At 57.4% G+C, this 18,967-nt stretch carries 19 protein-coding genes and 1 tRNA gene; 14 read left to right on the top strand and 6 right to left on the bottom strand.

Features of this window, described 5'->3' with window-relative positions; all coding sequences use genetic code 11:
• Positions 1–52: 52 nt before the first annotated feature.
• The 3 genes from ACOI7Z_RS10530 to ACOI7Z_RS10520 are packed head-to-tail and all read left to right on the top strand — an operon-like array spanning position 53 to position 1,652.
• Entirely contained in the window at positions 53–292 is a 240-nt protein-coding gene (locus tag ACOI7Z_RS10530) for a hypothetical protein (RefSeq protein WP_048336948.1), read from the top strand.
• Positions 292–609: a hypothetical protein gene (locus ACOI7Z_RS10525; protein ID WP_420702208.1), complete on the top strand. Its 318-nt coding sequence runs from the start codon at positions 292–294 to the stop codon at positions 607–609. The genes ACOI7Z_RS10530 and ACOI7Z_RS10525 overlap by 1 nt, the downstream gene beginning before the upstream one ends.
• An 11-nt stretch (positions 610–620) precedes the next feature.
• Positions 621–1,652: a glycine-rich domain-containing protein gene (locus tag ACOI7Z_RS10520; protein ID WP_420702206.1), complete on the top strand. Its 1,032-nt coding sequence runs from the start codon at positions 621–623 to the stop codon at positions 1,650–1,652.
• Between the two features lie 4 nt (positions 1,653–1,656).
• Here the strand turns inward: ACOI7Z_RS10520 and ACOI7Z_RS10515 are convergent, their stop codons facing one another.
• The 3 genes from ACOI7Z_RS10515 to ACOI7Z_RS10505 all read right to left on the bottom strand — a co-directional run bounded on the left by ACOI7Z_RS10515 (position 1,657) and on the right by ACOI7Z_RS10505 (position 4,073).
• A complete protein-coding gene (locus tag ACOI7Z_RS10515; RefSeq protein WP_004195404.1) occupies positions 1,657–2,817 on the bottom strand; it encodes a tyrosine-type recombinase/integrase in 1,161 nt (386 codons plus the stop codon).
• A gap of 165 nt (positions 2,818–2,982) precedes the next feature.
• Positions 2,983–3,054 (bottom strand) — tRNA-Arg (locus ACOI7Z_RS10510).
• Between the two features lie 89 nt (positions 3,055–3,143).
• Entirely contained in the window at positions 3,144–4,073 is a 930-nt protein-coding gene (locus tag ACOI7Z_RS10505; RefSeq protein WP_023290545.1) for a formate/nitrite transporter family protein, read from the bottom strand.
• A 289-nt stretch (positions 4,074–4,362) separates the two neighbouring features.
• Here ACOI7Z_RS10505 and mlaA point away from each other — a divergent pair, with 289 nt between their 5' ends.
• Positions 4,363–5,124: a phospholipid-binding lipoprotein MlaA gene (gene mlaA, locus ACOI7Z_RS10500; RefSeq protein ID WP_032453618.1), complete on the top strand. Its 762-nt coding sequence runs from the start codon at positions 4,363–4,365 to the stop codon at positions 5,122–5,124.
• 58 nt (positions 5,125–5,182) lie between these two features.
• On the opposite strand, the gene fadL is transcribed toward mlaA, so the two are convergent.
• Positions 5,183–6,505, bottom strand: a complete 1,323-nt coding sequence (fadL, locus tag ACOI7Z_RS10495; RefSeq protein ID WP_023290543.1) for a long-chain fatty acid transporter FadL — start codon at positions 6,503–6,505, stop codon at positions 5,183–5,185.
• 373 nt (positions 6,506–6,878) lie between these two features.
• On the opposite strand from fadL, the gene ACOI7Z_RS10490 reads away from it, so the two are divergent.
• From ACOI7Z_RS10490 to sixA, 4 genes are all read left to right on the top strand, one after another.
• On the top strand, positions 6,879–7,163 hold the full coding sequence (locus ACOI7Z_RS10490) for a YfcZ/YiiS family protein (RefSeq protein ID WP_023290542.1): 285 nt from the start codon (positions 6,879–6,881) through the stop codon (positions 7,161–7,163).
• 158 nt (positions 7,164–7,321) lie between these two features.
• Positions 7,322–8,632, top strand: a complete 1,311-nt coding sequence (gene fadI / locus ACOI7Z_RS10485; RefSeq protein ID WP_048336257.1) for an acetyl-CoA C-acyltransferase FadI — start codon at positions 7,322–7,324, stop codon at positions 8,630–8,632.
• Positions 8,632–10,776, top strand: a complete 2,145-nt coding sequence (fadJ, locus tag ACOI7Z_RS10480) for a fatty acid oxidation complex subunit alpha FadJ (protein ID WP_087849546.1) — start codon at positions 8,632–8,634, stop codon at positions 10,774–10,776. Before fadI ends, fadJ begins: the two co-directional genes overlap by 1 nt.
• Positions 10,777–10,985: 209 nt before the next feature.
• Positions 10,986–11,471, top strand: coding sequence for a phosphohistidine phosphatase SixA (sixA, locus tag ACOI7Z_RS10475; RefSeq protein ID WP_004201794.1), 486 nt, complete (start codon positions 10,986–10,988; stop codon positions 11,469–11,471).
• Between the two features lie 18 nt (positions 11,472–11,489).
• Here sixA and smrB read toward each other — a convergent pair whose 3' ends face one another.
• A complete protein-coding gene (gene smrB / locus ACOI7Z_RS10470) occupies positions 11,490–12,041 on the bottom strand; it encodes an endonuclease SmrB (protein ID WP_004201792.1) in 552 nt (183 codons plus the stop codon).
• Between the two features lie 167 nt (positions 12,042–12,208).
• Here smrB and prmB point away from each other — a divergent pair, with 167 nt between their 5' ends.
• Genes prmB through ACOI7Z_RS10440 form a run of 6 tightly spaced genes read left to right on the top strand, consistent with a single transcriptional unit; the run spans position 12,209 to position 16,766 of the window.
• Positions 12,209–13,141, top strand: a complete 933-nt coding sequence (gene prmB, locus ACOI7Z_RS10465; protein ID WP_023290538.1) for a 50S ribosomal protein L3 N(5)-glutamine methyltransferase — start codon at positions 12,209–12,211, stop codon at positions 13,139–13,141.
• A gap of 42 nt (positions 13,142–13,183) precedes the next feature.
• Positions 13,184–14,269 (top strand): chorismate synthase, encoded by a 1,086-nt coding sequence (aroC, locus tag ACOI7Z_RS10460; protein WP_087777303.1) that lies wholly within the window; start codon positions 13,184–13,186, stop codon positions 14,267–14,269.
• 2 nt (positions 14,270–14,271) lie between these two features.
• A complete protein-coding gene (gene mepA, locus ACOI7Z_RS10455; protein WP_023290536.1) occupies positions 14,272–15,096 on the top strand; it encodes a penicillin-insensitive murein endopeptidase in 825 nt (274 codons plus the stop codon).
• Positions 15,096–15,905, top strand: a complete 810-nt coding sequence (locus tag ACOI7Z_RS10450; RefSeq protein WP_004201787.1) for a sulfite exporter TauE/SafE family protein — start codon at positions 15,096–15,098, stop codon at positions 15,903–15,905. The genes mepA and ACOI7Z_RS10450 overlap by 1 nt, the downstream gene beginning before the upstream one ends.
• Positions 15,905–16,453, top strand: coding sequence for an elongation factor P hydroxylase (locus tag ACOI7Z_RS10445; RefSeq protein ID WP_032453614.1), 549 nt, complete (start codon positions 15,905–15,907; stop codon positions 16,451–16,453). Before ACOI7Z_RS10450 ends, ACOI7Z_RS10445 begins: the two co-directional genes overlap by 1 nt.
• A 31-nt stretch (positions 16,454–16,484) precedes the next feature.
• Complete coding sequence (locus tag ACOI7Z_RS10440; RefSeq protein ID WP_023290534.1) at positions 16,485–16,766, top strand: YfcL family protein; 282 nt, start codon at positions 16,485–16,487, stop codon at positions 16,764–16,766.
• 159 nt (positions 16,767–16,925) lie between these two features.
• Here ACOI7Z_RS10440 and mnmC read toward each other — a convergent pair whose 3' ends face one another.
• A complete protein-coding gene (mnmC, locus tag ACOI7Z_RS10435; protein WP_080901575.1) occupies positions 16,926–18,914 on the bottom strand; it encodes a bifunctional tRNA (5-methylaminomethyl-2-thiouridine)(34)-methyltransferase MnmD/FAD-dependent 5-carboxymethylaminomethyl-2-thiouridine(34) oxidoreductase MnmC in 1,989 nt (662 codons plus the stop codon).
• Positions 18,915–18,967: the final 53 nt, after the last annotated feature.

Raw genomic sequence — 18,967 nt, 5'->3', positions numbered from 1 at the left:
TTCTTCATTAAAAATACTGTATATAAAAACAGTATTTATCGGAGGGCAGATCATGCTTAGGCAGTCAGACATCGCCGCGGCTTTCCGCGAGTCCATTTTGCGCAGTTCCAAGGGGTTTCAGTACCTTCACACCCGAGACTTCGTTACCGCGCTGCGCCGGCGTGGCATCCACTTTTCCGAGGTGGAGGCTAACGCCTGGATCGCACGCGAGCAGTCTTATTTCGTCGACAAAACGGCAGAGCACAGCGAAAACCGCCTGTGGATGATGGCCAACATGGGGAGGGTTCTGTAATGGGCTTTCCATCACCCGCGACGGACTACACGGAACAGCGATTAACGGTTAACTCGATCTGCAATGTTGGTCCTAATACGTTGCTCTTCGAGCGGTCTGGCGGTTACGTTGTGTTGGATATCTCCCTGAAACCAAGGCAGGGAAGTCAGGTTCTGATCCAGCACGGCGGCGGGACGGAGCTTGCCACGCTGAGAGGAAAGTCGCTGATTACCGAAGATGGAGAAGCGATCGAGGGCGAAGCACTGGACGATGTCGCCGTCATCGGTGTAGTGACGTTTACTATCTGCGATGTTCGTTCTGATAATTCTATTATTTAACTGGGGTATATATGGCGCTGAAGCTATTAGCCAATAATAACGCAAAGAGTGTGCTCGCTGCGGGTATTAGCGCGTCCGCTACCGTTATTACCGTGGGTACTGGAGCGGGGTCTTTATTCCCTTCCCCTGTATCTGGACAGAGTTATTTCAAATTAACGATAACCGACGCGGCCACGAAAACAATTTCTGAAATTATGCACGTCACGTCTGTATCCGGTGACGTGATGACAGTTATTCGTGGTCAGGAAGGGACTACGGCACGCGTATGGTCAACGAATGACATTGTCGCGAATTTAATGACCGCCGGGTCATTGTTATCTTTCCTTCAGATCAGCAATAACCTGTCAGAAATTAAAGATGCCGGTGATGATGCGGTAAATGAAGCCCGTTATAACCTCGGAATATCTGATTCCTCTGGTTTTGTCGGGCGTTCTCTTGGCGCCCCAAAAGCTTTCTATGCAAACGGAACCTATACGCGATCTCCTCTGGCCCGTTATGCAAAAGTAACGTTGACCGGTGCCGGTGGCGGCGGTGGCGGCTGCCAGGCCTCCAACAATACAGAAACCTTCTCCGGTGCTGGCGGCGGCGCGGGCGCGACCATTATAGTATGGGTTGACTTATCTGCTGCCAGTTCATATGCGATTACTGTCGGAAAGGGCGGTGTGGGAGGAGTTGGCGCAGTAAGTGGTGCAGATGGTGGGGCCACCTCGTTTGCCAGCCTATTCTCAGCTCCTGGCGGGAAAGGCGGCGTGAAGTCAGGCGTGTCCAATACCGCCGGCGGTGCCGGAGGTACGGCGGCGGCCGGAGACATCAGGATCAACGGTGGCACTGGGTCAGATGGCCAGACAGGGACGAGCCTTCTTACGGGTAACGGTGGGGCGTCGTATTTTGGCGGCGGTGGCCGGGCAGGGGCTCAGGCCGGTATTGCTGGAGCAGCTCCCGGCTCCGGTGGTGGTGGCGCGTATGACCTCGGGTTCACCAGCACGGCTTATACTGGCGGCGATGGCGCGGATGGCATCCTGATCCTGGAAGAATTCGCGTAATGGCTTACTCACCTGCGCGACCATCGATGTAATCAGCCCACCACTGCATCATCTCTCTGCGTTTATCCAGATACTGAGCATGGTTGTAAATTCCGCGTATTGATCCGCTGGCGGTGTGCGCGAGTTGTTTTTCAATCGCGTCCGCCGGCCAGCCATGCTCATTCATTATTGTGCTGAACTGATGGCGGAATCCATGCCCGCTCGCCAGCCCCTCATAGCCAATCTGTCGGATAACTAATAATACGGCATTCTCGCTGATGGGCTTTTTCTTATCATTCCGCCCGGCGAACACAAAAGAGGAAACAGGGCTTGTGATCGGTTTGAGAGTATTCAGGAGATTTATTACCTGATCTGACATCGGAACCACATGAACGCGGCGCCCCTTCATTACTTCTTCGTCGATGGTTATCATCCTGTTTTCAAAGTCGACGTTTTCCCATTGCATAGAACGGAGCTCTTTTGTGCGCAGCGCTGTATATTGCAAAACCTGTGTGGCAATTTTAGAAATAATGCTTCCGGAAAAGCCAGATAGCGCATTATTGAATGCTGGTATCTGATCTGCAGGGAGGAAAGGGTAGTTTTTCTTTCTATATCCCTTCATGGCATCAGCAAGGTCAGGAGCCGGATTATATTTGGCCCGGCCTGTAACAATCGCATACCTGAATACCTCGCCACATCTTCTTCTGGCTTTATTTGCCCTCTCCATTGCCCCTCGCTCTTCAAACCTCCGGATCACCTCCAGTATTTGCATCGGCTCGATGTCCTGTATTTCCAGATATCCGATCATCGGCAGAATATCGTCACGGAACATGCGAGAAAGTTCATCCGCATATCCTTCGGACCAAACCTGCCGCTTGTGGTCGTACCATTCATGATAAATAGCTGAAAATGAATTGTCCTTCACAGACAACTTTTTGGCCTTAACCGGATCGACCCCGACAGAAACATCCTTCCTTGCAGTCCATGCTTTATCCCTGGCTTCCTGCAGTGACATGAGAGGGTATTTGCCCACAGTCAGCACCTTCTCTTTGCCGTCGAGCTTATAGCGCAACTGCCACACCTTTTTGCCAGACACCGGAACGTACAGGTACAGGCCATTGCTGTCGAGCATTCGGTAGGGTTTGTCTTTAGGCTTGGCGGCCTCTATCTGCTTAACAGTGAGCATGGGTAAAATTCCGGTGGGTAAATTTGTTTTACTCGTTTTTTACCCGCCAAAAGGCGTGGCTGTCAATGCACTAAGAAAAACTACAGGAGACTGTTGTGGCGGTGAGGGTGGTGATTTTAGTGATGATTCGTGAACTAGGTGAGACTATGGGGGACTAAAGAAAAGTGTCCCCTGCAGGAATCGAACCTGCAACTAGCCCTTAGGAGGGGCTCGTTATATCCATTTAACTAAGGGGACAAGGCGGCACGAGTATAGCGTTTTTCGCCCGCCTGAGTAAGAGCTATACCGTCTGACTGCTTAAACCCTCGCCATTCTAAGCGCTTTTTTTATGCCCGGTCGGCATTTTTGGCTTTTGCAGCGGCCTGCGCGCGGGCTTCCGCTTTTCGCTTGTTGCTCATGTCGTTACGGATCTGCGCATGGCTAAGCAGTGCGAAGATGAAGGTCCCGCCGCAGATATTACCCGCCAGCGTCGGCAGGGCGAAAGGCCAGATGAAGTCGCTCCAGGGCAGGCTTCCATTAAACACCAGATAGAGGATCTCCACCGAGCCCACCACGATATGGGTGGTATCCGCCAGGGCGATAAGCCAGGTCATCAGAATGATGACCACGATCTTGGCGGCGCCGGCGAGGGGAAACATCCAGACCATGGTGGCGACCAGCCAGCCGGAAATAATCGCATTGGCGAACATCTCCGTCGGGCTGTTTTTCATCACATCTTCGGCGATGCTGACGAAGGCCTGGCGGGTCGGCTCATCAAAAACAGGCATATAATTGAAGGCCCATGCGGCCACCGCGGTGCCGATGAGATTGCCCGCCAGCACCACCGACCATAGCCGCATGAGTAAACCGACGTTTCCGGGGGTGGGATTGTGCATCACCGGCAGTACGGCGGTGACCGTATTTTCCGTGAACAGCTGCTGGCGGGCCATAATCACGATAATAAAGCCGAAGGTATACCCGAGGTTCTCGAGTAAAAACCCTCCCGGGATCCCCTCCAGCTTGACGTGAAAAATCCCTTTCGCCAGCAACGAGGCGCCCATCGACAGACCGGCCGCAATCGCAGACCACAGCAGGGCCAGCGCATCGCGCTCCATCTCTTTTTCCCCTTCCTGACGAATATGTTCATGGATCGCCATCGCCCGCGAGGGAAGACGGTCTTCATCCACTTCTATCTCCTCCCCGCGCTGCTTTTCTTCACTTTCGACCTCACGTTCGTCGTCCGCTGGCTTTAATTTGTTATCATCAAGTTCATCCATTTCGTGGCCCTCGCTATCACTCTGTATAGTAATAGCGTAGCGGCTTTACCTGGCGTCTGGCTGGGCATACTCTGAAATCGCAAAAATGGTAACGTCAGTTTTTTGTCGCTCCGCTAGAATAGGAGCCCCGCGATCTCGTTATTCCCAGGCTATGATCAAATCAACAACTTGGGTGATATAGACATCGTTCAACGTGCTGTTACAATCGCTCACATCTGTACGGGCGGAAACGTTGTCTTTCCGTCATGGATGGCAACTCGCGATAGCCATAAAAACCAGGGAGACATCTATGAATTATCGCCTGTCGGCGCTTGCGCTTGGCGCCACATTGCTGGTGGGATGTGCCAGTTCCAGCTCTGGCGATCGGCCGCAGGGGCGCTCAGACCCGTTAGAAGGGTTTAACCGCACGATGTTTGACTTCAACTTTAACGTGGTTGATCCTTACGTGCTTCGTCCCGTCGCGGTGGCATGGCGTGACTATGTTCCGCAGCCGGCGCGCAATGGCTTAAGCAACTTCACCAGCAACCTGGAAGAGCCGGCGGTGATGGTGAACTCCTTCCTGCAGGGCGACCCGTATAAAGGTATGGTCCACTTTACCCGCTTCTTCCTGAACACCATCCTCGGGATGGGGGGGCTGATCGATGTCGCCGGGATGGCTAATCCGCAGCTGCAGCGCGTTGAACCGCATCGTTTCGGCAGCACGCTCGGCCACTATGGCGTCGGCTATGGCCCGTATGTGCAACTGCCATTCTACGGCAGCTTTACCCTGCGTGACGAAGGCGGCGATATGGCCGATGGCCTCTATCCGGTGCTCTCCTGGCTGACCTGGCCGATGTCGATCGGCAAATGGGCAGTAGAAGGGATTGAGACACGCGCTCAGCTGCTGGATTCCGACGGCCTGCTGCGTCAGTCTTCCGATCCTTACATTCTGGTGCGTGAGGCTTACTTCCAGCGTCATGACTTTATCGCCAACGGCGGTAAGCTGACCCCGGCGGACAATCCGAACGCCCAGGCCATTCAGGATGAACTGAAAGATATCGATTCACAGTAATCTGCGAATAAAAAAAGGGTGAACATGATGTTCACCCTTTTTTGTTGCGCGCTGCTTATCAGAAGCGGTAGTTGAAGTTGGCGCCGTACAGCCAGGCGGTCCCTTCGGAGCGGAAGGTATACGGGCCTTCCTTGATTTCCACATGCTGCCCGTGCATATAGGAAATCCCGACGTCAACCGACGCATCCTTATTGAACGCGTAGGTGGTACCCGCGCTCAGCCACAGGCGATCCTGGTCCGGAATGGAAATGGAGCGATTGTTGGCCGGTACCGGGCTGTCATCGAAGGCGATACCGGTGCGGAAGGTCCAGTTATCGTCGTAATAATAGGTCGTCCCCAGCGCTACGCGGTAGGCGTCCTTAAAGCCTTCCTCTTTATAGAACAGCGTCTGGCCGTTGCTGCCGGTGGCTTTCAGCTCCTGGAACTGGCTCCAGCTGGTGTAGGTCAGACTGTAGTGGACCGCCCACTGCGGCGCCACGCGGTTATAGCCCGACAGTTCCCACATTTCCGGCAGGTTAAGGGTCAGTGAACCGCCAGTGGTCTGGCCGTTAGTACCCGCCGGCAGACCGAAGTTGCCAAGGATCTGGTTATAGGCCGCTGGCAGACTGCTGCGATAGTTACCGTCGAAATCGATCTTGACCTCGGAACGGTAGGTTAAACCGTAGCGGTTGTTCTTATCCAGCTCATAGAGGATACCGGCGTTCCAGCCAAAGCCCCACGCATTGCCGTTAAGATGGGCGATCTGCGTGTCGGCTGGGATCTTCGCCACCTGGCCTGCCAGCGCCGGCGGCAGCGCGCCAGAGCCAGCGACAATCTGACCCAGATCGCCAGCATAGCGCTCGATCTTCGCTTTAGCGTAGACCGCATCGAAACCTAAGCCAAAGCTCCAGTTGCTGTCGAGGCGATAGGCGCCGCTCAGGTTGAAGTTAGCCGTAGTCAGGTCGGTTTTACCGCCCATGCTGCCGGCCGCATAATCATCGTTATACTCTGTTGCCAGGCCGTAGTTGGAGGTGATGGACGCCCCCCAACCGAACTGATCGTTAATCGGCGCGACAAAGTGGAAGTTGGGTACCCACGCCGTCGGGGCGATATTGTCCGCATTCAGGCTTTTGCCGGTGGGGGAAGTGCCTGAGACATTGACGCCCGGGTCGACAAAAACGGCGCCCGCCGACATAGTCGGACGGTCAAACATCATAATTAATGCCGGGTTACGACTGGCATTGCCTGCATCATCTGCGATAGCCCCTTCACCGGAATAGGCCCGACCCAGCCCTGATGAAGAGAATTCGTTGAGCTGGAAGCCTGCTGACCAGGCCTGGGTGGAAACAAGTGCGACAGCCACTGCAAGGGCAGATTGGGTAAAGCGGGTTTTCTGGCTCATGCCCATAACCTCATTGAGTTATTTTTTTTTAAACTATGTTACATGCCGTAACAGAAGCGCGGAAGTGTAGGGTCTGCGGTACAACAGAGAAATCAGACCAGTGCGCTGAGTATAGGTCTGACCAGATGAGTTGTTGCAAGTTTGTTTATGAAGTTTTTCAATTGTGATAACAGAAACGCGATCCAGCTGGCAAAATTGTCGGGGGGAAGGCGACGGAGAAAAGGTGATTTTTGTTTTAGATCATTTTTAAGTGTGATTTCTGTCACTTAACGCCGTGATAGCGATTCTCGGCTGGAGGCAAACCGGAGGGCGGGCGTAAAATAGGCACATTAATTGTCTGGCACCGCAGGTGCATATCCAGAGGAAATCTACGATGAGTAAATGTAGCGCTGATGAAACCCCGGTTTGCTGCTGTATGGATGTTGGGACCATTGTCGACAACACCGACTGCACCGCCTCATACAGCCGCGTATTCGCCAACCGCGCGGAAGCAGAGCAAATGCTCGCCGCGCTGAGCGAAAAAGCCCGCAGTGTGGAATCTGAACCGTGCAAAATTAATCCCGTCTTCGCCGACGTTGACGGCGGCGTAAAGCTGGATATCGATTTTGTGTTTAGCTGTGAAGCCGAATCCCTCATCTTCCAGCTGGGTCTGCGTTAATCCCTGCGCTTAGCGCCCCGTGAACGGGGCGTTATCTTTTCTGTTCAATGTGTTTTGGCTCGCAATTTTTCGCTTCCCCGATTGGCTTAATGTAAAAAATTAGTTAACAATGCTATCAGGTCAGACCACTTGGTTGTCTTGGTTAACAGGGGAGAGTTATGAGTCAGGCATTACCGCTTATCACCCGTCAGGGCGATCGCATTGCCATTGTCACAGGGTTACGCACGCCGTTTGCGCGTCAGGCGACGGCATTTCATGGCGTTCCTGCCGTTGATTTAGGAAAAATGGTGGTTGGCGAAATGCTGGCGCGCAGCGACATTCCTGTGGAAGCCATTGAGCAACTGGTCTTCGGTCAGGTCGTGCAGATGCCGGAGGCGCCGAATATCGCCCGGGAAATTGTGCTCGGTACCGGAATGAGCGTGCACACCGACGCCTACAGCGTCAGTCGCGCCTGCGCCACCAGCTTCCAGGCCGTGGCGAATGTCGCTGAAAGCCTGATGGCCGGCACCATCCGCGCCGGTATCGCCGGCGGTGCCGATTCCTCCTCTGTGCTGCCTGTCGGCGTCAGCAAAACGCTGGCCCGCGCGCTGGTCGATGCGAACAAAGCCCGCACGCTGAGCCAGAAACTGAAGCTGTTTTCCCGCCTGCGGCCGCGCGACCTGCTACCGGTCCCCCCGGCGGTGGCGGAATATTCAACCGGCTTACGGATGGGCGACACCGCCGAACAGATGGCGAAAAGCTGGGGGATCAGCCGGGAACAACAGGATGCGCTGGCGCATCGTTCACATCAGCTGGCGGCTAAAGCCTGGGAAGAGGGAAAGTTGTCCGCGGAGGTGATGACCGCCTATGCGCCCCCCTTCCGCCAGCCGCTGGAGCAGGACAACAACATCCGTAAAAATTCAACCCTCGCAGATTACCAAAAGTTACGCCCGGCCTTCGACCGTAAACATGGCACCGTTACCGCCGCCAACAGCACGCCGCTGACGGATGGCGCGGCGGCGGTGATCCTGATGACCGAGTCGCGGGCCAAAGAGCTGGGTCTGACGCCGCTGGGTTATCTGCGCAGCTATGCCTTTACCGCCATCGACGTCTGGCAGGATATGCTGCTGGGGCCCGCATGGTCCACGCCGCTGGCGCTGGAGCGCGCTGGCCTGACGCTGGCGGATCTCACGCTTATCGATATGCATGAAGCTTTCGCCGCGCAGACGCTGGCCAATCTTCAGTGTCTGGCAAGCGACCGCTTTGCCCGCGAGGTGCTGGGGCGTGCGCAAGCCACCGGTGAGGTGGATGAGAGTAAATTTAACGTCCTCGGCGGCTCTATCGCCTACGGTCATCCCTTTGCCGCCACCGGCGCGCGGATGATCACCCAGACGCTGCATGAGCTGCGGCGACGGGGAGGGGGATTTGGTCTGGTGACGGCCTGCGCGGCAGGCGGTCTGGGCGCGGCGATGATTGTGGAGGCTGAATAATGGATACGGTTTCCGCTTTTAAGCTTGAGATCCGTGCGGATAACATCGCGGTGATTACCATCGATGCCCCGGGTGAAAAAATGAATACCCTGAAGGCCGAGTTCGGCAATCAGGTGCGGGGACTGATACGCCAGATACGCGACGATAAGTCGGTGCGCGGCGTGGTATTTATCTCCGCCAAAGCCGATAACTTTATCGCCGGCGCAGATATCAACATGATTGCCCGCTGCCGCAGCGCGCAGGAGGCGGAAGCGCTGGCCCGCCAGGGGCAGCAGATTATGGCCGAGATCCATGGCTTGTCGATTCCGGTCATTGCCGCCATCCATGGCGCTTGTCTGGGCGGCGGACTGGAGCTGGCGCTGGCCTGCCATGGCCGCATTTGTAGCGATGACGAAAAAACCCGACTCGGGTTGCCGGAGGTACAGCTTGGCCTGCTGCCGGGTTCCGGCGGGACGCAGCGTTTACCGCGGCTGATCGGCGTCAGTACGGCGCTGGATATGATGCTCACCGGCAGGCAGTTACGGCCGCGCCAGGCGCTGAAGGCCGGTCTGGTGGACGAGGTGGTTCCGCAGACAATTTTACTGCAGGCGGCGGTGGAGCTGGCGCTGAAGGGGCGCCCGGCCAGCCGCGAGGTGCCTGTTCGCGAACGCGTGCTGGCGGGCCCCCTGGGTCGCCATCTGTTATTCCAGTACGTCGGCAAGCAAACGCAGCGCAAGACCCAGGGCAACTACCCGGCGGTGAAGCGAATTTTGCAGGTCGTCGAGAATGGTCTGGCCCATGGCTGCAGCAGCGGTTACGCCGAAGAGGCCCGTGCGTTTGGCGAACTGGCGATGACCCCGCAGTCGCAGGCGCTGCGATCGATCTTCTTTGCCAGTACCGATCTGAAAAAAGACCGTGGCGCCGAGGCGGAACCCGCTCCGCTGAGAAGCGTTGCCGTCCTGGGCGGCGGCCTGATGGGCGGGGGGATCGCCTATGTGACCGCCTGTAAAGGCGGACTGCCGGTGCGAATCAAAGATATTCAGCCGGGCGGGATCAACCACGCCTTAAAGTACAGCTGGGATCTGCTGAACAAACAGGTTCGCCAGCGTCGACTGCGCCCCAGCGAGCGCGATCGTCAACTGGCGCTGATCACAGGCACAACTGACTATCAGGGCTTTACCCATCGCGACGTGGTGATTGAGGCGGTATTCGAGGACCTGGCGCTGAAACAGCGGATGGTCAGTGAAGTGGAGCAAAACGGCGGGCCGCAGACTATCTTTGCCTCGAATACCTCTTCGTTACCGATAAGCGATATAGCCGCCCATGCCAGCCACCCTGAGCGGGTGATCGGCCTGCACTTTTTCAGTCCGGTGGAGAAAATGCCGCTGGTTGAGGTGATCCCGCATAAAGGAACCGATCCGCAGACCATCGCCACGGTGGTGCAACTGGCTAAACGTCAGGGGAAAACGCCGATCGTGGTGGCGGACAAAGCGGGCTTCTATGTAAACCGCATCCTCGCGCCGTATATAAATGAAGCGATGCGCCTGCTGGTGGAGGGAGAACCGGTTGAGGTGATTGATAAGGCGCTGGTGAAATTCGGTTTCCCGGTGGGACCGGTTCAACTGCTGGATGAAGTGGGTATTGATACCGGCACCAAAATTATTCCCGTGCTGGAGAATGCCTTTGGAGAGCGTTTCAGCCCGCCTGCAAACATCATTGACGCGATTTTGAAGGACGATCGCAAAGGTAGAAAAAATAATCGTGGTTTCTATCTTTATGAGACAAAAGGGCGTAAAAGCAAAAAACGGCCCGACCCGGCAGTCTATCCGCTGCTGGGCATCGACCGCCCCCAGTCGCGGTTGTCCGCGCAGCAGGTGGCGGAGCGCTGTGTGATGATGATGCTTAACGAGGCGGCGCGCTGCTTTGATGAGCAGATTATCCGTAGCGCGCGCGATGGTGATATCGGCGCCGTATTTGGTATAGGGTTTCCGCCATTTCTTGGCGGCCCGTTCCGGTATATGGATACTATCGGCGCGGGTGAAGTTGCCGCGATCCTGCAGCGCCTGGCCGCCCAGTACGGCCCACGTTTTACACCCTGTGACACTTTATTACGCATGGCCGAACAGGGGACCACCTTTTGGCCAGCGGATGAACGGATGACCTAAGTTATGGTCAAAGAAGGTAAATCCGGCTGCGGATGACGCTGTTGATTGGCTGTTTTGTAAACAATCATTGACTATACTTACGCCATTGAGGTAAAAAACAGCGTTTCATTCGTTGAATGGATCAGGCACAATGCCCGGCCACCGGGTCACCTGCGTATTGTCTTCGCAGGCCAAACTACGGTGCTTCTGGTTAACAAAAGCGGTGCAATATGCAAGTTTTTATTATGCGTCACGGCGACGCTGCCCTCGATGCAGCCAGCGACTCGGTTCGTCCATTAACCGTATGCGGTTGTGATGAGTCTCGTCAGATGGCAACCTGGCTGAAAGGTCAAAAAGTGGATATTGAGCGCGTTCTTGTCAGTCCCTATCTGCGTGCGGAACAAACGCTGGATATTGTTGGGGAGTGCATGAACCTGCCGAAACATGTCGACGTGATGCCGGAACTCACGCCGTGCGGCGATGTGGGAATGGTGAGCGCCTATCTGCAGGCGCTGGCAAATGAAGGCGTGGCGACGGCGCTGGTCGTCTCCCACCTGCCGCTGGTGGGGTACCTGGTCTCAGAGCTGTGCCCGGGGGAAACGCCCCCGATGTTCACCACCTCGGCTATCGCCTGCGTTAATCTGGACGCCGACGGCAAGGGTGAATACCTCTGGCAGAAAAGCCCCTGCAATCTCAAGATGGCCAACGCCATCTGACGACCCCGGAGCTCGCCGTCAAGGCAGCTCCGGCGGTTGCCACTCCTCGACCTCAATCAGAATCAGCAGTGCGGCGTCACCGCCGTACTCTTTTGGCGCCTGATGAAAAGCCATGATGTGCGGATGCTGCGCCAGCCACAGCGGGGTTTGCTGTTTGAGAATGTGCTTACCGTGCCCGTGCATCACGCAGGCGCAAAACACATGCTCGCGGCGGCAGGCGGCAATCAGCGCGCCCAGTTCCTGTTTGGCCTGCTGCTGGGTGAGCCCATGCAGATCGAGAAACAGTTCCGGCGAATAATCCCCACGGCGCAGCTTTTTCAGCTCAAAATGGCTGACGTCGGCGCGGACATATTTTGTCGAGCCTTCGGTATTCAGTAACGGCTGAAACTCATCGGAAAAATAGTGGCTGTTGTCGGCCTGTTCCTGCAGCAGACGCTTAGGGGCAACCTCGGTGATTTTCTTGCGCTGCGGGCGGTGAACGATGGTGTCCTGTTTGATCTTCCGCGTGCCGGTCATCAGCTGACGGAACAGCGCCTGATCCTCCTCGCTAAGCGATGTCTTCTTTTTCATTGTCCGCTCTCATTAATACTTTGCGCTAGTTTACCCGACTCAATATCCCTTCGGGCAAGGAAAACCTGTTTTTTCCCCCGCCACCCCACGCAAGAATGCTGATTTATCGCCGTCTTCATGGCACACTAGCCGCCGAATTTATAGCAGAGTGTGCCCTGGAGGATGTCGTGGATAAAATTTTTGTTGATGAGGCAGTCAATGAGCTGCATACCATTCAGGACATGCTGCGCTGGGCGGTAAGCCGTTTCAGCGCTGCTAATATCTGGTACGGTCACGGGACTGACAACCCATGGGACGAGGCGGTACAGCTGGTGCTGCCTTCGCTGTATCTGCCGCTGGATATTCCGGAAGATATGCGCACTGCGCGCCTGACCTCCAGCGAGAAACACCGCATTGTAGAGCGGGTGATTCGCCGCGTGAACGAGCGTATTCCCGTCGCCTATCTGACCAACAAAGCGTGGTTCTGCGGCCATGAATTTTACGTCGATGAGCGAGTGCTGGTGCCGCGCTCCCCGATCGGCGAACTGATCAATAACCAGTTTGCCGGGCTGATTACCCATAAGCCGCAGCATATCCTTGATATGTGCACCGGCAGCGGCTGCATCGCCATTGCCTGCGCCTATGCCTTCCCGGAAGCCGAAGTCGACGCCGTGGATATCTCCCCGGACGCGCTGGCCGTCGCCGAGCACAATGTGGAATCCCATGGCCTGATCCATCACGTGACGCCGATCCGTTCCGACCTGTTCCGCGACCTGCCGAAGCTACAGTACGATCTGATCGTCACTAATCCGCCGTATGTCGATGAAGAGGACATGGCCGATCTGCCGGAAGAGTATGAACATGAGCCGGTTCTGGGTCTGGCCTCCGGAAGCGATGGCCTGAAGCTGACACGCCGCATCCTCGGCAATGCGCCGGATTATCTCAGCGACGACGGGATTCTGATTTGTGAAGTCGGTAACAGCATGGTACATCTGATGGAGCAGTATCCGGACGTGCCGTTTACCTGGCTTGAGTTTGATAACGGCGGCGACGGCGTCTTTATGCTGACCAAACAGCAGCTGATTGACGCTCGCGCGCACTTCGGTATTTATAAAGACTAAAAAAAACAACACGCCAACATAACGACAAAGAATGGAGCCGTGATGGCAGGAAATACAATTGGACAACTCTTTCGCGTCACCACCTTCGGCGAGTCGCACGGCCTGGCGCTGGGCTGCATCGTTGACGGCGTGCCGCCGGGCATTCCGCTGACCGAAGCCGATCTGCAGCACGACCTCGATCGTCGTCGCCCGGGGACCTCGCGTTACACCACGCAGCGTCGCGAGCCGGATCAGGTCAAAATCCTCTCCGGCGTCTTCGAAGGCGTCACCACCGGGACCAGTATCGGGCTGCTGATTGAGAACACCGATCAGCGCTCGCAGGATTACGGCGCGATCAAAGATGTGTTCCGTCCTGGCCATGCGGATTACACCTACGAGCAAAAGTATGGTCTGCGCGACTATCGCGGCGGCGGTCGCTCCTCCGCCCGCGAAACCGCGATGCGCGTGGCGGCCGGGGCGATTGCCAAAAAATTCCTCGCCGCGAAGTTCGGCATCGTCATTCGCGGCTGCCTGACGCAGATGGGCGACATTCCGCTGGCTATTAAAGACTGGGATCAGGTTGAACAGAATCCTTTCTTCTGCCCGGACCCGGAGAAAATCGACGCTCTCGATGAACTGATGCGCGGTCTGAAAAAAGAGGGCGACTCCATTGGCGCCAAAGTGACCGTCGTCGCCGACGGCGTACCGCCGGGCCTTGGCGAGCCGGTCTTTGACCGCCTTGATGCCGATATCGCCCACGCGCTGATGAGCATCAACGCCGTGAAAGGCGTGGAGATTGGCGACGGTTTCGACGTGGTGAAGCTGCGCGGCAGCGAAAACCGCGATGAGATCACCAAAGCCGGATTCCAGAGCAACCACGCCGGCGGCATTCTTGGCGGCATCAGCAGCGGTCAGCAGATCGTTGCCAACATCGCGCTGAAGCCGACCTCCAGTATTACCGTTCCCGGTCATACCATTAACCGCTTTGGCGAAGAGGTGGAGATGATCACCAAAGGGCGTCACGATCCGTGCGTCGGCATACGCGCCGTACCGATCGCTGAGGCGATGCTGGCGATTGTCTTAATGGATCACTTTATGCGTCAGCGCGCGCAGAATGGCGACGTGACGACGACAATTCCACGCTGGTAACCATGAAAAACACCGTTATCGCCCTGCTGGCGCTGCTGGCCAGCGCCGGCAGCCTGGCCGCCACGCCATGGCAGAAGATATCCCAGCCAATCGGCGGCAGCGCGCAGTCGATTGGCGCGTTCTCCAATGGCTGTATCGTTGGCGCCGAGGCGCTGCCGCTGAACGCCGCCGGCTATCAGGTGATGCGTACCGATCAGCGTCGCTACTTCGGTCATCCGGATCTGGTTCAGTTTATTCAGCGCCTGAGCAATCAGGTGCACAATAAAGGCATGGGGACCGTGCTGATTGGCGACATGGGGATGCCGGCAGGCGGCCGCTTTAACGGCGGCCACGCCAGCCATCAGACGGGCCTCGATGTCGATATCTTCCTCCAGCTGCCGCAGACGCGCTGGACTTCGTCCCAGTTGCTGAAGCCGCAGGCCCTGGATCTGGTCGCCAGCGATGGCAAACGCGTGGTGCCGTCGCTGTGGAGTCCGCAAATCAGCCAGCTGATCAAGCTGGCGGCGGAAGATAGCGAAGTGACCCGCATCTTCGTCAACCCGGCGATTAAACAGCAGCTGTGTCTGGATGCGGGCAACGACCGCCAGTGGCTGCGCAAAGTTCGTCCCTGGTTCCAGCATCGCGCCCATATGCACGTCCGTCTGCGCTGCCCGGCGGGCAGCCTGGAGTGCGAAGATCAGGCGCCGCCGCCGGCCGGCGATGGCTGCGGTGCGGAGCTGCAGAGCTGGTTCGAACCACCTAAACCCGGGTCTACCCCACCTGTGAAGAAGACGCCGCCGCCGTTGCCGCCTTCCTGTCAGGCGCTACTGGATGAGCATGTGCTGTAATGGATAGTTTTATCGAGTTGTTTTCCGTATCGCCGCTGGTGCTGGTGGTGCTTTTCTTTGTCGCCATCCTGGCCGGTTTTATTGACTCACTGGCCGGGGGCGGGGGCTTACTGACCGTGCCGGCGCTAATGGCCGCCGGTATGCCGCCGGCCCAGGCGCTGGCGACCAATAAGCTGCAGGCCTGCGGCGGATCGCTGTCGGCGACCCTCTATTTTGTCCGCCGCAAGGTGGTCAATCTCGCCGATCAGAAGCTGAATATTCTGATGACTTTTATCGGTTCAACCGCCGGCGCGCTGCTGGTCCAGCACGTGCAGTCCGATATTCTTAAGCAGATCCTGCCGTTGCTGGTGATCGGCATCGGTCTCTATTTTCTGCTGATGCCGAAACTGGGCGAAGCGGACCGACAGCGTCGGCTCTACGGCCTGCCGTTTGCGCTGGTCGCCGGCGGCAGCGTCGGGTTTTACGATGGCTTTTTCGGCCCCGGCGCCGGTTCGTTTTATGCGCTGGCGTTTGTCACCCTGGCCGGGTTTAACCTGGCGAAGTCGACGGCCCACGCCAAACTGCTCAACGCCACCTCGAACGTCGGCGGCCTGCTGCTGTTTATTATCGGCGGAAAGGTTATCTGGGCCACCGGCTTTGTGATGATGGCCGGCCAGTTTATTGGCGCCCGCGCCGGCTCCCGGCTGGTGCTGAGCAAAGGGCAATCGCTGATCCGACCGATGATCGTTATCGTTTCGGCGGTGATGAGCGCGAAACTTCTCTACGACAGCCACGGGGCTGAGATTTTGCAGTGGTTGGGAATTCATTAATGCAACAGCAACACCATTATCAGCAGCTTATTGACCTCTTCGACAGCTGCTTTGCCGCAGATTTTAATACTCGCCTGGTGAAAGGCGACGATGAGCCGATCTACCTCCCGGCGGACGATGACACGCCATATCACCGTATCGTCTTCGCGCACGGTTTTTTTGCCAGCGCTCTGCATGAGATCTCCCACTGGTGCATCGCCGGCAAAGCCCGCCGCGAGCTGGTGGATTTTGGCTACTGGTACTGTCCGGACGGCCGCGATGCGATGACCCAAAGCCAGTTTGAGGACGTGGAGGTGAAACCGCAGGCCCTGGAGTGGCTGTTCTGCGTGGCGGCGGGATTTCCGTTTAACGTCAGCTGCGACAATCTGGAAGGTGACGTTGAACCCGATCGCATCGCCTTTCAGCGCCGGGTACATGCCCGGGTGATGACTCTGCTTGAACAAGGGATCCCCGAACGTCCGGCGCGTCTTATTCGCGCATTACAACACTATTATCAAACGCCGCCATTGACGGCAGAACACTTTCCGTGGCCGGAAGACCTGCACTAAGGCCACACATTAAATGACAAGAGGTAAGATGATGATCGCGGAGTTTGAATCACGCATTCTGGCGCTGATTGACAACATGGTAGACCACGCCAGTGATGATGAACTGTTTGCCGGCGGTTATCTGCGCGGCCACCTGACGCTGGCGGTGGCTGAGCTGGAAGGTGAGGGCGAACATTCAGCGGAAGCGGTACACAGCAAAGTCAGCCATAGCCTGGAGAAAGCCATCGGCGCTGGCGAACTGTCGCCGCCGGACCAAATTCTGGTGCAGGGCATGTGGGAAAACCTGTATCAGCAGGCGAAAAATCAGGCCTGATCCATGATGTAGGTCGGATAAGCGTAGCGCCATCCGACACGCTAACGGCGCAACCAGGATTTACCCTGTTTGCGCTGTGCTTCGCCGGGCTACCGTGTTGGTCGCCCGGATGAGGCCGGGAATGTCGTGCTTCCCAGGGATTTTTCTCCTCTTACGCTGTTACTTCACCGCTTTTCCCTTCAGCAGTTTTCTCACCCATAGCCGATTCGGATTCAGCGCCGCCAGGGTGCCGCTATCCAGCGGCAGCGGTTCAGCGCTCATCTGCGCCGCCAGCAGCTCAGCGCTTAACGGCGCGGTGCAAATGCCTCGCGATCCGAGGGCGCCAAGCATAAACAGGTTATGAAAGACCGGCGCGCTACCGGCGTTATCCTGCCGTTCGTGGAGGCTGGCGTATTGCGTCAATGTCGCCGCATAGTCCGGCACGTTGCCGACCATCGGCAGATGATCGCGGGTGGCGCAGCGCACGCCGCAGCGGGCGTCACTGGCGCTGATATCCACGTCCTGCGGCCACTCCGCGCCCGGGAAGCAGTCGATCAGCCGTTGCCGGTTGTGCTGCTGATCTTCTTCGCTGAAGGTGGTGTCGGTTTTGCCGCGATGGTAGCTGGCGCCAATGCAGTGCTGCTGATTTTGCGGATTCTGCGGCGTCAGGTAGCCGTCGTAGCACAGCACCTGGCGCAGGGCGGAAAGCCGCGGGGTGGTGGGTATATGGCTGACCTGGCCGCCAACGGGGTAGACCGGCAACGGCGCGGTTTGCGCAAAATCCGATATGCGGTGGCCGTTGGCCAGCACGACCGCCTGATGATAGCGCTGCCGGTTGAGCAGCCAGCCATCGCCCTCCGCGCTCAACGTCTCGACCTGATAACCATAATGCACGTGCAGTCCGCGAGTCGCCGCCAGCGCCAGTAGCTCGGCGGTGAGCTGCTGCGGGCACAGCCAACCGCCGGCCGGATAGGTTATGCCGCCGCAGCCGGTCTCGACGCCGGTCAGCTCCGCGGCCTGCTCCGCCGTCACCGCGCAGGCGATATCAGGGGGCAGCTCCAGGGCCAGCATCTGATTGATTTTGTGTGCGCTTTTTTCATCCCAGCCAAGCTGGGTGACCCCGCACCATTGATGATCGAACAGAACCGGCAGCGCGTCGTAGGTGCGGCGGGCGAAGGTAAAGGCGGCCGGGAAAAAGCGCGCCAGCGCCGGATCGTGCTGGCTTAACAGCGGATAGAGCGCACCCTGGCGATTACCGGAGGCGCCCTGCGCCGGGGCGTCGTCCGCACAGTAAAGGGTCACCTGCCAGCCGCGACGTAGCAGCGCGAGGGAGAGCAGGGCGCTGGCGATACCGCCGCCGACGATGGCCGCCTCGCGGGCCTCGCTCCCGGGGCGGGCGAACCAGGGCGCGCGCGCCGGAAAGGTCAGCGTTTGCGCCATCTCGCCGGTCAGCATCTCACGTTTGCGGCCGAAGCCTTTGGTTTTACGCAGGGTGAACCCGGCTTCCTGCAGGCCGCGGCGGACAAAACCGGCGGAGGTAAAAGTGGCCAGCGTCCCGCCGGGACGCGCCAGGCGCGCCATGGCATTGAACAGATCCTGGGTCCACATGTCGGGATTTTTCGCCGGGGCAAAGCCGTCGAGAAACCAGGCGTCCACCTGCTGATTCAGCGAATCATCCAGCTCTCTGGTCAGCTCGTTGATATCGCCAAACCACAGATCGAGCGTGACCCGTCCGCCGTCGAGCAGCAGACGATGGCATCCGGCGAAGGCCGAAGGCCATTGCGCCTGCAGCTGTTCCGCCCATGGCGCCAGCTCTGGCCAGCGCTGGTGCGCCAGGCGGAGATCTTCCGCCTTCAGCGGATATTTCTCAAAACTGATGAAATGTAACCTTTGCAGGGTAACGTCCGGGTTATCGCGAACAAAAACGTCAAACGCCTGCCAGAGGGTGAGGAAATTGAGCCCGGTGCCGAAGCCGCTCTCCGCGACGATCAACAGCGGGCGAGGGTGGCTGGAGAAGCGCTCCGGAAGGCGATTTCCGCCGAGAAAGACGTAGCGTGTCTCTTCCAGACCGTTGTCATTGGAAAAGTAAACATCGTCAAAATCTCGGGAAACAGGTGTACCCTCAGCATTGAATTCCAGGTTGGCGGGTTGTATAGCGTTTTGTTTCACGTAAGTTACTCGAATCACAAGGCGTAGCGCGATCTTAGCGATGTGTGCCTGAG

The sequence above is a fragment of the Klebsiella sp. C283 genome, from assembly GCF_048822555.1.
GTDB lineage: Bacteria > Pseudomonadota > Gammaproteobacteria > Enterobacterales > Enterobacteriaceae > Klebsiella > Klebsiella quasipneumoniae.
This window is presented reverse-complemented; position numbering and strand designations above follow the sequence as displayed.